Annotated in this window: 19 protein-coding genes; 4 read left to right on the forward strand and 15 right to left on the reverse strand. The window is 63.6% G+C overall.

The window, feature by feature from the left end:
* Positions 1-399 precede the first annotated feature (399 nt).
* Positions 400-1,623: an acyl-CoA dehydrogenase family protein gene (locus K288_RS0136170; RefSeq protein ID WP_027583906.1), complete on the forward strand. Its 1,224-nt coding sequence runs from the start codon at positions 400-402 to the stop codon at positions 1,621-1,623.
* A 171-nt stretch (positions 1,624-1,794) separates the two neighbouring features.
* Here the strand turns inward: K288_RS0136170 and K288_RS0136175 are convergent, their stop codons facing one another.
* The 14 genes from K288_RS0136175 to K288_RS0136235 all read right to left on the reverse strand — a co-directional run bounded on the left by K288_RS0136175 (position 1,795) and on the right by K288_RS0136235 (position 12,334).
* The gene (locus tag K288_RS0136175; protein WP_027583907.1) at positions 1,795-2,226 is read right to left on the reverse strand and encodes a hypothetical protein; all 432 of its coding nucleotides are present in this window, start codon (positions 2,224-2,226) and stop codon (positions 1,795-1,797) included.
* A 7-nt stretch (positions 2,227-2,233) separates the two neighbouring features.
* On the reverse strand, positions 2,234-4,216 hold the full coding sequence (locus K288_RS0136180; RefSeq protein ID WP_027583908.1) for a conjugal transfer protein TraG: 1,983 nt from the start codon (positions 4,214-4,216) through the stop codon (positions 2,234-2,236).
* 41 nt (positions 4,217-4,257) lie between these two features.
* Positions 4,258-5,997 (reverse strand): VirD2 family relaxase/mobilization nuclease, encoded by a 1,740-nt coding sequence (locus K288_RS0136185; protein WP_027583909.1) that lies wholly within the window; start codon positions 5,995-5,997, stop codon positions 4,258-4,260.
* Between the two features lie 354 nt (positions 5,998-6,351).
* Positions 6,352-7,272: a lytic transglycosylase domain-containing protein gene (locus K288_RS47615; RefSeq protein WP_244443389.1), complete on the reverse strand. Its 921-nt coding sequence runs from the start codon at positions 7,270-7,272 to the stop codon at positions 6,352-6,354.
* A gap of 4 nt (positions 7,273-7,276) precedes the next feature.
* Positions 7,277-7,612 carry a DUF736 domain-containing protein gene (locus K288_RS0136195; RefSeq protein ID WP_027583911.1) on the reverse strand — a complete coding sequence of 112 codons (336 nt, stop codon included), beginning with the start codon at positions 7,610-7,612 and terminating at the stop codon, positions 7,277-7,279.
* A gap of 36 nt (positions 7,613-7,648) precedes the next feature.
* A complete protein-coding gene (locus tag K288_RS0136200; protein WP_027583912.1) occupies positions 7,649-8,194 on the reverse strand; it encodes a S26 family signal peptidase in 546 nt (181 codons plus the stop codon).
* The gene (locus K288_RS0136205) at positions 8,191-8,709 is read right to left on the reverse strand and encodes a DUF2840 domain-containing protein (protein ID WP_027583913.1); all 519 of its coding nucleotides are present in this window, start codon (positions 8,707-8,709) and stop codon (positions 8,191-8,193) included. The genes K288_RS0136200 and K288_RS0136205 overlap by 4 nt, the downstream gene beginning before the upstream one ends.
* Positions 8,696-8,899, reverse strand: a complete 204-nt coding sequence (locus tag K288_RS51180; RefSeq protein ID WP_244443394.1) for a hypothetical protein — start codon at positions 8,897-8,899, stop codon at positions 8,696-8,698. Before K288_RS51180 ends, K288_RS0136205 begins: the two co-directional genes overlap by 14 nt.
* Before the next feature lie 55 nt (positions 8,900-8,954).
* Positions 8,955-9,593 carry a ParA family partition ATPase gene (gene parA / locus K288_RS0136215; protein WP_027583915.1) on the reverse strand — a complete coding sequence of 213 codons (639 nt, stop codon included), beginning with the start codon at positions 9,591-9,593 and terminating at the stop codon, positions 8,955-8,957.
* Positions 9,590-10,678, reverse strand: coding sequence for a replication initiator protein A (locus tag K288_RS0136220; protein ID WP_027583916.1), 1,089 nt, complete (start codon positions 10,676-10,678; stop codon positions 9,590-9,592). The genes parA and K288_RS0136220 overlap by 4 nt, the downstream gene beginning before the upstream one ends.
* Positions 10,679-10,692: 14 nt before the next feature.
* Entirely contained in the window at positions 10,693-10,944 is a 252-nt protein-coding gene (locus tag K288_RS0136225) for a helix-turn-helix domain-containing protein (protein ID WP_027583917.1), read from the reverse strand.
* A gap of 204 nt (positions 10,945-11,148) precedes the next feature.
* Positions 11,149-11,658, reverse strand: coding sequence for a DUF2285 domain-containing protein (locus tag K288_RS0136230; RefSeq protein WP_244443390.1), 510 nt, complete (start codon positions 11,656-11,658; stop codon positions 11,149-11,151).
* A gap of 67 nt (positions 11,659-11,725) precedes the next feature.
* Complete coding sequence (locus tag K288_RS55090) at positions 11,726-11,935, reverse strand: DUF6499 domain-containing protein (RefSeq protein WP_244443391.1); 210 nt, start codon at positions 11,933-11,935, stop codon at positions 11,726-11,728.
* Positions 11,936-12,070: 135 nt separating this feature from the next.
* Positions 12,071-12,334, reverse strand: coding sequence for a hypothetical protein (locus K288_RS0136235; RefSeq protein WP_027583919.1), 264 nt, complete (start codon positions 12,332-12,334; stop codon positions 12,071-12,073).
* Between the two features lie 228 nt (positions 12,335-12,562).
* On the opposite strand from K288_RS0136235, the gene K288_RS0136240 reads away from it, so the two are divergent.
* Both K288_RS0136240 and K288_RS0136245 read left to right on the forward strand, forming a co-directional pair.
* The gene (locus tag K288_RS0136240) at positions 12,563-12,796 is read left to right on the forward strand and encodes a helix-turn-helix transcriptional regulator (RefSeq protein ID WP_027583920.1); all 234 of its coding nucleotides are present in this window, start codon (positions 12,563-12,565) and stop codon (positions 12,794-12,796) included.
* 163 nt (positions 12,797-12,959) lie between these two features.
* Positions 12,960-13,379, forward strand: coding sequence for a hypothetical protein (locus tag K288_RS0136245; protein WP_027583921.1), 420 nt, complete (start codon positions 12,960-12,962; stop codon positions 13,377-13,379).
* 118 nt (positions 13,380-13,497) lie between these two features.
* Here the strand turns inward: K288_RS0136245 and K288_RS0136250 are convergent, their stop codons facing one another.
* Positions 13,498-13,824 (reverse strand): DUF736 domain-containing protein, encoded by a 327-nt coding sequence (locus K288_RS0136250; RefSeq protein WP_027583922.1) that lies wholly within the window; start codon positions 13,822-13,824, stop codon positions 13,498-13,500.
* Between the two features lie 283 nt (positions 13,825-14,107).
* Here K288_RS0136250 and K288_RS52910 point away from each other — a divergent pair.
* Positions 14,108-14,450: transposase (locus tag K288_RS52910; RefSeq protein WP_244443393.1), on the forward strand; the 343-nt coding region annotated here is incomplete at its 3' end.

The raw sequence follows: 14,450 nt of genomic DNA on the forward strand, positions 1-14,450 counted from the left end.
ATCTTTTGCCGCAGCCAATTGCGAGATGAGAAAATCTCTCCCGACGCATTCCCGTTTGTCATTGTCGTGCGGAATTCGGCAGCGCTCTCGATGTAGGCCACGGCATCAAATCGCCTCGACGCATTCGAATCTCGGTACAATCCGCCACATCGCGTGTCGCTTCGGAGAAAACTCCTCTCGAATTGACCTTCGACACGCTCATCTCGATTTTCCTTCATCGAAGAGCGCATGGTGTAGCCACACATTCAGACACATATGGCACGGCAGATTTTTCTCCGTACCATGCACTGCTCCGAACGTTCGTCTTCGATCCTACCAAAATACAGTATGGCTCTCAGCCGGAAGCCGACTATTCTTCGAGGCAACCCGATTGATCTCAGGACGAGCGAAAGCGGAACGATGACCATTCACGTTGCAAGCCCCACGAAGAGCGATGACGAACTGCAAACGCGATTCGCTCCGATCTTCGAGAAGATCGCAGCAGGTGCGGTGACGCGCGAACGTAACCGCACCTTGCCGTTCGCTGAGATCCGACTGTTGAAAGAGGCAGGCTTTGGGGCATTACGCGTGCCGGTCGAGTTCGGGGGACTTGGCGCGACGCTCCATCAGACGTTCGACCTCATTATCGGGCTTGCGGCCGCCGATTCCAACCTGCCGCAGGCGTTGAGGGCTCACTTCAACTTGGTCGAGGATTTGCGGCTGAACACGGATGAGACGGTCAAGGCGCGCTGGCTCAAGACAATCGCAAACGGCGCGCTGTTCGGCGTCGCGGTGACTGAGCCAGGCGTTGGCGCGGTCGATCGCTACCGGACAGCCGTGACGTCGGAGGGAGCCGCGCTGCGGCTCAATGGCACAAAGTATTATACGACCGGCACCCTCTATGCTGATTATCTGATCGTGGCGGCTGACCAGGACGGCAAACGAGTCACGGTTCTTGTCGACGCCAACCAGCCCGGCGTCGACGTTCAGGACGACTGGGACGGTTTCGGGCAGAGACTAACCGCGAGCGGAACGGCGGAGTTCAAGGATGTAACTGTCATTCCGGACCGCATTCTCGGTCCTGGTTATGGAACGGAAGGCCGCGTCTTCGGAACCGCCCACGTTCAATTGATCCTGCTCGCAACCCTTGCCGGAATCGCGAAACGTGCCGCCACCGACACGACCGAATGGATCAAGGCACGAACCCGCACCTTCACCCATGCCGTCGCCGACCTGCCGCGGAATGATCCTCTCGTGCAGCAGGTCATCGGGCAGCTTCACAGTGCGGCATTCGGCGCGCGAGCGACGGTCCTCGCCGCGGTCGACGAGCTCGCGCGGACCCTTGACGGTCGCCACCAAGACCCTCGGCAGCTCGACGCCTCCGAGCTCGCGGCAGCCGAGGCCCAGGTGGTCGTCATCAAATTGGTTCTCGACGCTGTGACCGCACTTTTCGAAGTCGGCGGAGCTTCCCTCAGCTCGGAGAAGCTCGCGATCGATCGGCACTGGCGCAACGCACGCACCATCGCTTCCCACAACCCCGCGATTTTCAAGCTCCGCGCAATCGGTGCACATGAGTTGAATGGCGACACACTTCCATACGCATGGAGTGCTGGCGTTCGTTCAGCATCGCAATCTGGCGGCTAGCACGCTCGCCGACGAAATGGCGAGCAGAGTCCGTACTTGAGCTGCTAGTCTCGGCTGAATTGCGACCTGGTGGCCTTGGCAAAATCTGAACAGTTAGCTGTCTCAGCCACATTTGTTCGTGCGATTAAGTTGTCGCCGAGTTGAGAAGCGACCATCGAACGATGGCTATCCTCACGTCGATTCGCTCTCCTGAATATCCTCCGGGATCTCCTGCCGCAGCTTCGGCCCTTGACTGAGCCGTCGCCCGAGCGCTGCGACGAAATTGTCGTAGCGCGCGCCCGCCTGCGCCCTCGCCGCCTTTGCCGCCGGTTCGGGGAGCGGCGGTGTGGTTGTGAGCCAGAACCGGACGAACAACGCCAAGGTCTCGACCGAGATCCCCATGTCCCGCTCGACCCGCGCGATGCGGCGGTCGAGCTGATCGAGTCGCTTAGCGATGGCAGCCTCCCGCCGCTCGTCGGCGTCCGGCGACAGGAAGGAAGCGATCGCGGCTTCCGCAATCAGCGACAGCGGCTGCTCACGCCGGGCGGCATAGGCCGACAGCTTTTTCATGACGTCCGGATCGAGATAGACCGACATCTGAGCTTTCTTCTTCGGCGCGGTCATGCCTGCCTCACAATCCGAGATCGTCGCCGAGATCAAGTGATGCCTGGCGCGCGACGCCCTGCATCATGTCGGTCATGCGCCTAATCCGCGGGGCATCTTCATCGAGCTCGTCGGCAAGGTCAGGCGCGAACTCGTTGTCGAGCGGTTCCTTCTTCTCCACGGTGTCGCGATCCAGTTCCGGCTGCCGCCGGCGGTCGGCGGTCTTCGGATCCTCTACATCGGTCTGGTCATCGGTCGACGCCGGTGGTGCCGTTGGGCGCGGCGGCAGTGGCCGCGCACTCCAATCGTCCGGCCTGCTGTCGTTGCGCTTGGTCAGCACCGGCGGCGGGAGGATGCGCTCCTGGAACCGTCTGTCCTCGTAGTAGCGGGCCTTCTTGGCGCGGATCGGATGCAGGCCCGACATCATGACGATCTCTTCTGTCGGCGGGAGCTGCATCATCTCGCCAGGCGTCAGCAGCGGGCGAGCGGTCTCCGACCGCGACACCATCAGGTGACCGAGCCAAGGGGCCAGCCGGCTGCTGGCATAGTTCTTCATCGCCTTCATCTCGGTCGCCATGCCCAATGCGTCGGAGACCCGCTTGGCGGTCCTTTCGTCATTGGTCGCGAAGCTAACCCGGACGTGACAGTTGTCGAGGATCGAGTTGTTGGGCCCGTAGGCCTTCTCAATCTGGTTCAGCGACTGGGCGATCAGGAAGCTCTTGATGCCGTAACCGGCCATGAAGGCGAGCGCTGACTCAAAGAAGTCGAGCCGGCCGAGCGCGGGGAATTCGTCGAGCATCAGGAGAAGCCGGCGCCGGCCGGCCTTGGCCTGAAGATCCTCGGTCAGCCGGCGGCCGATCTGATTGAGGATCAGCCGGATCAGCGGCTTGGTGCGATTGATGTCCGACGGCGGCACGACGAGGTACAGCGTTGTCGACCGCTCTCCGCCGACGATATCGGTGATCCGCCAGTCGCAGCGCCGGGTCACCTCGGCGACGACGGGATCGCGGTAGAGACCGAGGAACGACATCGCGGTGCTCAAGACGCCGGAGCGCTCGTTGCCGGACTTGTTCAGCAGCTCGCGCCCGGCGGAGGCGACGACAGGATGGACGCCGGCCTCCCCGAGATGCGCCGTCCGCATCATCGCGGCGAGCGTCGACTCGATCGGCCGCTTGGGATCGGACAGGAAGGCCGCGACGCCGGCGAGCGTCTTGTTCTCCTCGGCATAGAGGACGTGGAGGATCGCGCCGACCAGGAGCGCGTGGCTCGTCTTCTCCCAATGGTTCCGCTTCTCGAGGCTGCCCTCCGGGTCGACCAGGATGTCGGCGATGTTCTGGACGTCGCGGACCTCCCACTCGCCGCGCCGGACTTCCAGCAACGGGTTGTAGGCTGACGACTTCGCATTGGTTGGATCGAACAGAAGGACGCGGCCGTGCTGGGCACGGAAGCCCGCGGTGAGCTGCCAGTTCTCGCCCTTGATGTCGTGAACAATCGCCGATCCCGGCCAGGTCAAGAGCGACGGGATGACGAGGCCCACTCCCTTGCCGCTCCGGGTCGGCGCGAAGCACAGGACGTGCTCCGGTCCATCATGGCGGAGATAGGCGTGTTCGAACCGGCCGAGAACCACGCCTTCAGGCCCGAGCAGGCCGGCCTGCGCGATCTCCTTTGCCTCAGCCCACCGCGCGGAGCCATAGGTCTCGGCATTCTTCGCTTCGCGGGCGCGCCAGACCGACATGCCGATCGCGACGGCGGCGGCAATGATGCCACCGGATGCCGCGATATAGGCACCCTCGATGAAGACATGTGGGGCATAGGCATCGTAGGCATACCACCACCAGAAGAAAGCCGGCGGGAGATAGAACGGAAAACCGAGCAGCTCGAACCAGGGTTGCCCAAGTTGAGGTTGGAAGCCGAGCCGCCAGGCCGTCCATTCTGTCGCAGTCCAGAACGTCAGCAGGACGATCGCGAAAACAGTGATGACCTGCCCCCAGAGTACTTTAGTCGCGGACATGGCAGCCGCCCTTTCCTGATGTCGGTGATTGGAGGAATGGCTCACAGGCCAAGCCCTCGGCTGCGCCCAAGACCCCAATCGACGCCACCATCGTCGCGGGCAACGCCGGAGACATGCCGGCCGAGCTGCTTTTCAAGTGATGGCGTCCAGGGCACGAGCTGGAAGCCGAGACCATCGTCGATCATCGCGAAGCGGCCCGAGGCGAGCGCGAAGCGTTGCCGGTAGGTGCCGGTGACATATTCGCCGGCGGCCGACGGATTGAACGGCTGGCCCGTCTCGGCGGCGACCTGCTGACCGAGAGCCTCCACCTCCCTGCGGCGCAGCGTACCGATGAGGTTCTTTGCGAACGCCAGCCCACGTGCCTGGCGCTCGGCGAGACCTTGCTCGATGAGCTGCCCGGCTCGCCGCTCCATGGCTTGCCGGACCTCGGCACCGAAGCCGGCCTGGCCAAGCGCCACCGGATCGCGCGCGACCGCCTGCCGGTCGAGCCATGTCGCGCCACTTGCCGTCACCTGCGCTTCGATCGACAGATCAGAGCGAACGGCGAGCGCCACGCGACGCTGCCCGCGCGCATCGTCGAATTTACGGAGCTCGACGACCGAGCCTGGTGCGCTGTCGCCGGCGGCGCCGAGATCGGGGAGCCTGATGTGGTGGGTACGGCCATCGACGCCGTCGACCACGGCATAAGCGGTCGCCTTCAGTTCGTCGTCGAGACCGCGATCGACGAGGCGCCCGATGACGGGGACGTCGAGGCTCTCGCCTGATAGCACGTAGCTTGCGGTCCCGCGCTCGATGCCGCGTTCGGTCAGGCTGCGGTGGATACGTTTGATAATGTCGCCGCGCTCGCCGAGCTCGCGCAACGTCGTCTCAGCGGCCTCGTCCATCATCCATTGGCCTGGCCCGACTTGATGCGCCAGGCCAAGGCTCTCCAGGCGCCGCAGCCGGCCAACCTTCAGCGCATGGAACTGATCGGGCTGCTGCGTCCGATCCGGCGCAAGGTCGATGACGCCGTTGCGGCCTGCGTCGCGAACAAGTTGGCGATCGAGCTGTGTCCAACGTTCGGCGTCGACTTGGTGCTCGAGCGAACGGCGGATGTCGAGATCGGAGCGCAGTCCAAGTTCCTGCGTGACTAGGTCCTGCGCGCGGGCGCGCATTCCTTCCTTGATGTAGGCGCGGGAGATCACAAGGTCCTGGCCGTCCTCGGCGATGCCGCGCACGAGGATGTGGACGTGCGGGTGCTGGGTATTCCAGTGATCGACGGCAACCCAGTCGAGTCGGGTGGCCAGGTCCACTTCCATCTGGCCGACGAGCTCGCGGGCGAAACCCCTGAGATCGGCCATCTCGGGCGCCTCCTCAGGCGAGACGATGAAGCGAAAGTGGTGCCGGTCATTCTGACAGCGCTCAGCGAAGGTCTTGGGATCGGCATCATCGGTCTCGGTGCCGAACAGCTGGGCCCTCTCCCCGTCCCGGGTGACACCGTCGCGCCGGAGATAGCCGAGGTGTCCGGCGAGCGGCGCTGAGCGCGCCGTGTGACGGACGACGCGGGTCTTGATCGTCACCAGACGCGAGCGGCCAGTGAGCAGTCGGTTCGCCCGTTCGCTGGCGACCCGGCCGCGGCCGAAGCGAGAATGACGATGGCTCGTGAGGCGGCCGACTCGCGAGACGCCGCCGCCGGCGCGCTGAGCGGCAGCGAGCGCCTGGGCGATGAAGGGCTTTGCCCGCTGGCTCCTTGACGAGCGGATGCGGCCGGGCCGAGGCTGAAATTCCTTCTCCTCAGCCATGGCCAGCCTCGGCAATGTACGAAATTGGGAATCCGTACAATGAGTTGATGGTGGGGCGCACATTGCGCACCCAAGCCGCACATTGCCGGATCAGCAAAATAAGAAAGCAACAACAACCGACCGACCGAGCCGCACATTGCGGCCTTTTATCTCGCCCTCGTTCGGTCGTTGCTTGCTCGTCTCCCTCGCCTGCTCTTTCCTCTTTGCAGGTACGCGCTGAGGCACGCCTGAGCGCGAATTCGCAACCGATGGCGGCGGCAAGCGGCCATCGCGCGACCAATGACCTGATGTCGGCAGCATGGGCGCTCGCCGAGGCGCACGGGTCTAGGTTTTCACGTTGACGACGCGGTGCAGTCATTGCGATCGTCCCGTTGTCCCGAGCGCGACAAACAGGCCTTGCGACTGCGGCGCGATGGCCGAGAGATCGTGCACGGGAACGGCAGCCCGATCGTCATTCGCTGGTGGATCGGGTGTCACTCGCACGGCAGACGATGGCCTTTCAGCGCGCCCGAAAAAGAGCGGCGCCCGCGTCCAGGATGAACGAGAAGAGGCCGCGACGAGGAGAGGTCCTGGCGTGCTCTCCGCATCGACAAAAGGGACGATGGCCGCGACATAGGCGACCGTCTCGGCGGGCAGCGGGCGATGTCTATCGCGAAAATCCTCGTAGCGGCCGGGACCCGCATTGTAGGCCGCGAGGAAACCCGGCGAGCCGTAGCGGTCGTGCAACTCGCGAAGGAAAGCGGCGCCGGCGAGGATGTTGTCATGCGGCTCGAAGGGATCGCGTCCGAGACCGTAGCGCGCGCGCATGTCCGCCCAGGTCTTGGGCATGAGTTGCATCAGGCCGAGCGCGCCTTTGGGCGACACGGCGCGCCGGTCGCCGCCGCTCTCGATCCGCATGACGGCGCGGATCCAAGCTGCCGGAATGCCAAACCGCCGCGCGGCTTCCGCCACATGAGCGGCATAGCTATCGCTTGCCTGTTGACGTTGCACCGCCGCTGCCTGCGCTGACACCGCCGGCGTTGGCCCGCTAATCACCAGCAGGCAGGCAAGCAGTAGAATGGCAAAACCCGCCATGTCTCCGCCATAACGTGAGCAAGCCATCGTGCTCGCGCCCGGCGAGGATGTGCGCGGTTCGCCAGCCTGCGGCCGCCCGTGACCGCCGCCGTGCACGACGGCCAACCGACGCTTAAGCTGGGCGAGGCAATGTGATGACGCGAACAGGGAAACGAAGCTTTGATGCGCCCTGTTGCCGGCACGCGTGACGAGCCCCTGCATGCGATCAATCCCGCTCGGCGCGCTGGGGCTGACGATTCCAGTTCAGCGTCCAGACCGATTTGTCCTCGCCGGATCGGAAGAGATTGGCGCGGATCGGCCGCGGCAGCGCGGGATCGTCGATGATCAGCGAAACATAGTCGCCGGCCTTCTCGCCGGTGCGCTTCCAGCCCGCGCCGATCTCGGGTCCTTCGCCATCGCCGAGGCGAATGCGGTAGTCCGGCGCGTTCTCGGCATCTGAGGATTCGGCCGGGACGAGGGTAAGAATCCGCTCGAAGAAAAGCGTTTGAATGCGCCCGGTGAAGCCAGACTTCTCGCGGGTGAACTGACCGATTTGCGCCATGGGAAACCTCCTTGGTTGGCGGGTTTAAGAAGCGGGTCAATGGGTGGCGGCGCGCCAGACGAAGCGGCCGTCGCCGGCCTCGTCGGTCCAAAGCGGGACCGCGCGCGCGACGATCGAGGTGACGGGGAGCGAGCCGAAATAGCGGCCGTCCAGGCTATCCGAGACGGTCGGGTTCATGAGGAAGACCTCGCCCGGCTGGAGGGTGATGCAACCGCTCCAGCGCGGCAGCGGACGGCCGAGATGGTCGCGATCGTGTGCGGCGCCGACATCGACATCATCGACTCTGACAGCATTGCCGGACCGGCACACAGTCTGCCCGGGCAGCGCCATCACGTGCTTAAGCAGCGGCACATTTTTCGGAAGAAAGCCCCCATCGGTGAGGAAGCTCGCGACCGGCTCTGGTAGCCGCACCACGACCAATTCCAAGGCGTGCAGCCGTCCTGCCGGATGCAGCGTGTAGAAGCCCGTCGGCGTGCTTGCGGTGGCGTTCCAGATCAGCCGCGGCGGAGGATGAAGGAATCCCAGGCCGCTGGCGGTGAGCATTGGTATGCACGTCAGCACGATGTAGCCGAAGCGGGTCATGGCGTAACGCTCCGGCGCTTGAGCCAGGCGACGTGCTGCTCACGGGTGTAGGCGCGCGGTGCGTGACCGGCGGCGAGGCGATTGTGGAGATGTCGCCAGTATTCGGGCGCGGCGTCGGCCGGATCGATGGCGAGCGCCTCAATGGCGTCGACCGCCTGCAACACGCGCTCGACCTTCGGCCAGCTATCGACGCGCAGCAGGATTTCGCCGCCCGGCCGCACGAAGGGCAGTGTCTGATAGGGCTGGCCGTGTTTCACTGCGCGGACTATGTCCATGCGGGAGACCACGGTGCCATAGTCGTTTGAAGCCCAGCGGACGAAGCCAAAGATGCTGCCGGGCGCAAAACTAGAAACGCTGCGGCGGCGATCGAGGATCTTTTCTTCAGCGCGACGGCCGAAGCGCAGCCAGTGCTCAATCCTCTTCTCGACCCAGGTGAGCTCGACACGCGTGAGCGCAACTCCGCGTCGATGCGAGGGCGGCGCGGCACGCGGCGGCAAGGCCTCATTGTCGTTCATGACGGCTCTCCGGTCTCAGTGGGAATTCTCGGGCCAGCAATTCGCGCAGCATGTCGGCGACGGTGACGCCGCGTTGGAACGCGACGACCTTGATGCGACCGCGCAGCGCCGGCGTGACATCGATGGTTAGACGCGCGGTGTACCCCGCTGCGTCATTCATGCGACGCGGCGAGGTCGCGCCGGCCTTGATCCAGCGTTCGGCATTGCCAGGTCGCGTGTGAATCCGCGCTTGGTCGAACGTTCGCTCATGGCCCGCACCTCGCGACTTCGGCGGCGAGCGCGGCGATCTCGCGGGCAGCTGCACTCTGCTCGGCGAGCTCGAAGACGAGCCGGCCTGACTGCGCTGCGTCAGCGAAGACGACGCGCTGACCGATGGTGCTCGCGAGCACCGGCGGATCATGATCGGCGAGCGCCTCAGCCGTCCCGCGGGCGATGAGCGAGCGCGCGCCATAACAGTTGAGCACGAATCGAGCGGCGAGTTGCGGACGATGGAATCGGGCCTCACGCAGCAGAGACAGCATCTCAGCCGACGCCCAGCCATCGAACGGCGACGGTTGCACGGGGATCAGCACGAGGTCGGCCGCCAGCAGTGCCGAACGTATCAGTCCAGCGACGCGCGGCGGTCCGTCAATGACAACGTGATCGGCAGTGCGCGCGATCTCCCGCGCCTCGCGATGAAGCGATTCGCGGGCAAGGCCAACGACGCCGAACAGCCGTGAGACGTTCTCCCGCGCCCGCTGCTGTGACCAGTCCAGTGCCGAACCCTGCGGGTCGGCATCGATCAGGGTCACACGCTTTCCGCTCAGCGCCCATTCACCGGCGAGGTGCAGAGCGAGCGTGGTCTTGCCGACACCGCCCTTCTGGTTGAGCAGTGCGACAATCATCGCTTGCCTCCCGCCTTGTGGTCGAAAAGCTGCAGAGATTGTTGGCGGCTTGAGTGCTTGGTTGACGGTGACCCAGCGCTCGCGTCGGCGTTATCCGCACGGCGCTCAGACCCACTACAACAGTTAGATTCGAAGTTAGACTCTAAGTTAGATTCTAATACGTGCGTGCGAAGTCCCGATGGAGCTGCGTGCGGAGTCCCGATAGGGTTTCCGTGCGAAGTCCCGAGTGCTTCCACAGCACCGTCCACAGGGTCAGTGGACAACTTTGCCGGCAGAATGCGAAGCAGCTCGCGGCGGCCCTCGCGTTCGATGTGCAAGCTGTAGCCAGGGAACGGTTGGCGTGCGGCGATAAGTCGGATCTGCAGCGCGAAATCGGAGACTCGCACCAGGCTGCCGGATTTCTTGTGGAGATGCGCGATCTCGAAGAGCCATCCTTTCGGCTGGCGACCGGCATGCTTGCGGGCGACGCGGTAGAGCCAGCGCTCAATCCCGCCGGTCAGCCGGAAGTACGCCGGATCGATCGAGAGGACGAGTGAGCGATCGATTACGCCGCGATAGAACCAATCGGGGAGAACGAATTCCATGCCTTCCACGCGACCGTCGTGTCTCGCGCATTCCTCCCATTCGTTGATCCAGGAGAATTGGTGGCGCCGCCAATGCTCGCCGTGCCGAATGCTGGTGCGGATGACGGTCGCTTGCAGACGGGCCAGCGCCCCCTTGAGCAGCTTGTAGTCCCGCGCCCCAGTCTGCCGGCCGACCGCGATCAGAAGCTGGTAGGGCGTGAAGCGCAGGAAGCGCGAGGTCTTCAGACCGAGGTTCTCAGCCTCGACAATCTGGCTCGCCGCCCAAATCAGCACGTCGGCGTCCCAGATCGTCGCCATACCGTGTTCGGGAACCGCATAGACTTCGACGCGGACGTCGCCGGCCTCGTAGAGGATCGGCCTCGTGCGTTTGGCCTTGGCGAGCGAGAAGAATGGCCGCTCCATCAGGTCGCGCTGATCGCGCGGGCTGGCATCGCCGGTGGAGACAACGAACGGGTCGAGCTTGCTTCGCTCGCTGGGCGTAATGAGGCGGCGCGACGACATGGGCGAGCGTTGCCTTAGCGATGCGCGTGGCCGGCGGCGCGGGCCTCGACGTATCGCGGATCGGACGTCGAATTGCAGGCGGCCTGATCCGCCCAGGATTCGAGATCGCCGATGGCGTAGACGACGCGGCCGCCGAGCTTGCGGAAGGTTGGGCCGTTGCCATGGCAGCGGTATTTCTCCAGCGTGCGCGGCGAAAGGCCAAGGAGGCGCGCGGCCTCAGGGGTGCGCACGTAGCGCGTGGTGAGCTGCGCGGTCCGGTCGAGCATGGGAGATCTCCGTCTTGCCTCGAAGCGCCGCGGCCAAGTCGCGGCATGTCGGGGCCAGAGTGGCGGAGAGTTCAGGCGTTGGGGGTGGACGAAAATTTTCGCAGATGCGTGTCCCCCGCGTCGCAAGCAGACGAAGCGAGGCGTAACCAGCGGGGCGCCGGTTGGCGTCATCACGACGGTTGCTTGGAGGCGTCGACGGGCCGGTCAGAGGCCGCACAAAAGTTTCAGATACCCCCGTTCGACCAAGGTGATTGAATCATGAACGAGCCTGGTCGCCTTACGGCGGGCATGCGAATCCTTCCACTCTACCGAACGGCGCTGGGCGTGGTCGGAGGCGAGCACCTTCGCCGCCACGTCTCGCGGGCCGCCGCCCAAGTCGTGAACGTCGAAGGCGTGAAGGAGCTGGATCAAGCGCCGCCTTTGAAACGATGTCAGCCGCAGGGCCGCCGGCAGAAGGCCGATACGCTGGTCGCCAAGGCGGCGGACCAAATGTAGCGCCACCTCAAGTCGCAATTCGGCCATGCTGTCGATCGGCAGAAGCACAGCGGGACGGCGCGCCGCCTGTTCGTCCGGCAAGCGAATATGGAGTTCACCAGATTCGTCTGCGATCACCAGCTCACGCCCGTCGGCATCCGCCCGCTCGACGAGCGGCAGCCCGAGGACGTTGCGATCGAAGGATGTGGTGGTATCGAAGCCGGACGGCGCCGGCGCCAAGATCAGCGTTCCCGGTGATACGTGGGGGAGCCATAGGGCTGGTTCGAGCCCAACCGGAGTGCCTGGGTCATGGGCGAAACCGCAACCCCCAACGACGTGCAAGTTCGGAACGGAGAGTCTCGGGATCAACGCCGCCGCGCGCGATCTGATGCTGTGTGCGGGCGAAGTCGCGGCGGTACTCAGCATTGCGGCGCAGGAACTCAAGGGCGAAGCCCGGGCGCTCGAGCCGCTTCAGGCGCTCAATCGTCTCCGGCGAGCGCCAATACTGTGTGGGCATGGGGTGTATCCTCTTGCTTTTCTTGTTCTGTCGTCCCGAAGGACGGACACACCACCGTCTCGAAAGACAGTCCGGCAAACTAGACCCGTAGGTTGCATCACTTACGATCACAATTTGCGTGACTGTCGACCGCGGTCACTGCATCCGCGGCTCGAACAGATGCCGGTATCCAGCTTCCGTCATCCAGCGGGCGCGCGCGAGATGGCTATCATGGACGATTTTGGCACGGACTGGTTCTCGGGCAGGGTCGAGACCGAAAATCACCTGGACGACCTCACGCCAGTCGGCGCCCTCTTCATCAGCCATTAACAGCTGAACATAGATCGCGAGATTTTTCTCGTCGTAGGCGTTCACACGATCGGTTTGTGGCGGCTGGTCCTGAAACGGCGCTTCGTTCATTGCAATCGTTCCCCCTTCAGCATCAAAGCAACACTAGACATTCATTTGGGTGCGGAACTTTGCAAGCTGCGAATTGTCACGCGACCTTCACGCGATGCGCAGACTGCATCGCGGTGCTCCCCCGAAACGGCAAACATGCCTTGGGCAGAGCTTATGAATAGCATGGTGCCACACGAATCGGAACTATCGTTCCTGGAACGATAGTTCCGATATGGGTTCCATGTCGCCATGGATCTCAAGGAGGTCATGGCGATCAATCTGCGTCGGAGTCGTCATGTGAAGAAGATGACGCAGGAAGAGTTAGCCGATCGCGCCGGCCTGAGTGTCCGTTACGTTGGCGCAATCGAGCGTGCCGATGTGTCGGCCAGCGTGACGGTGCTGGGCCGAATCGCAAAGGCGCTGGGCGTCGAGGCAACTGACCTGATCAAACGAACGACGGTTCATTCTCATCGAGAGCGATGACAAGACAAGTTTGTGCTCGGCGGTGGCACGAACACATTGGAAATCATCTCGGTGTTACGTCGCGAACAGGTGGATCGGCGGTTTCACACAAATCTGCTCTGTCTCCAAAGACGCTTGCTCTGGTCCAATGGACGGCGTAGTTGGCGAGACGGAGTATGCAACAATGACGACCCTATACGAACACTTGCCGGTCGATATCCGCGAAGTAGTAGACGCTTATGTCGTGGATCTCAGTCCCCACCCTTGGCGAACTCGGTTCCTCGCACTGATTGATCTTCTAGAGGAGAAGTTGGAGTCTAGCACCGAGCCAAAGCGCTGGCGTCTGATCCAACAATGGACAGGCATCGTGACGGCGACGTTGGAGCACTTGCGGCCCGACAGTTCGGTCGTCGAATGCCTGGGTCTGATGAGCATCAGCTTCAACGAGCAGTGGAGCGCTCAGGCGCTCGGCCAGATCGAGCGGGATCCGACGGTGCTGGACCGGCTCGTCGCGATCTGTCCCGACTGGGAAGACATCGTCGATAGCGTTTTGGAGGCTAATCAAAGACGGCCAATCAAATCGCGACAGGCTCGCAGCCGCTGACCGGGATCTATTCCAGCGTCAGCACCTTATCCGCCGTCATTGATTGAAAGTCTGCGCGGCCAGCTCGCGCATGGCAATGCCCCGCCCGGACCAACCGGACGAGGCACTGCGGATCGGCTTAGTCGCCGTTGCGACGGTTGGGGCGGGACCAGATCAGGCTGAAGCCCTCACCGCCCTCGTCGTCGAAGAGGTTGGCGAAGATCGGAGCCGTGAAGCTCGGATCGTCGAGCTTGAGGCCCAGATAGTCGCGGCCCTCGTTGGAGCGCTTGGACCAGCCAGCCCCGATCTCAACTCGGCCGACATAGACCCGGTGGCTGGGTGCGTTGTCGCCCGAGCGGCTGGTTTCGGGGACGATCCGGACGTTCCTCGCCTGGAGCGAGAGGGTGACGATTTCGCCGGTGAACTCGTTGTTGCCGGTCTTCTTGAAGGTGCCGATGGTCGCCATGGTAGTTCTCCTTGATCTCTGTTTTCCGAGCCCGCACCTTGCGGCCTCGATGGTGATCGACAGGGCCGGAGGCGATCGACGGCGCACCCCGAAGGGGCTCGACAGCAAAGGAGGAGCTTTCTTGTCTCGCGAGGAATGACGGCGCAGCCGGCAGGGGAAGAAAGTTTTGACGCCGCTGTTGCGCCATAGGCGGTCGAGGCTTCAGCCGGCCTTCGGCCAGATCAATCCATCGAAGAGGCCGTTCGGTGCGCTCGATCTAAACAGAGCTGGCATCAAGGAGAACGTGGCGACCTATGAGCCTGTCCGAGTAGTCCCTGTTCAATTGGGTGGGAGTCTGATTTTATTGGCGGCGATGAGCAAGTATTTTCGCCTCTGGAAGATTGATCAGCCGCAGCTTCTGCCGCCCAGCGTGCAGGATTTCGTACCGAGGGACCACTTGTCACGGTTCATCGTGGAACTGGTGCGGGAGAGCCTCGACCTCACCGAGATTATCAGCAGCTACACGAGTGCACTCGGCCAGCCGCCGTTCGATCCGCGCCTGATGGTGGCGCTGCTGCTCAACGGCTATGCGAGCGGCATCTACTCCTCCCGGCGCATCGCCAAGGCGTGCATCGAGCGCGCCGACT

The sequence above is a fragment of the Bradyrhizobium sp. Ai1a-2 genome, assembly GCF_000426245.1.
Classification (GTDB): Bacteria; Pseudomonadota; Alphaproteobacteria; order Rhizobiales; family Xanthobacteraceae; genus Bradyrhizobium.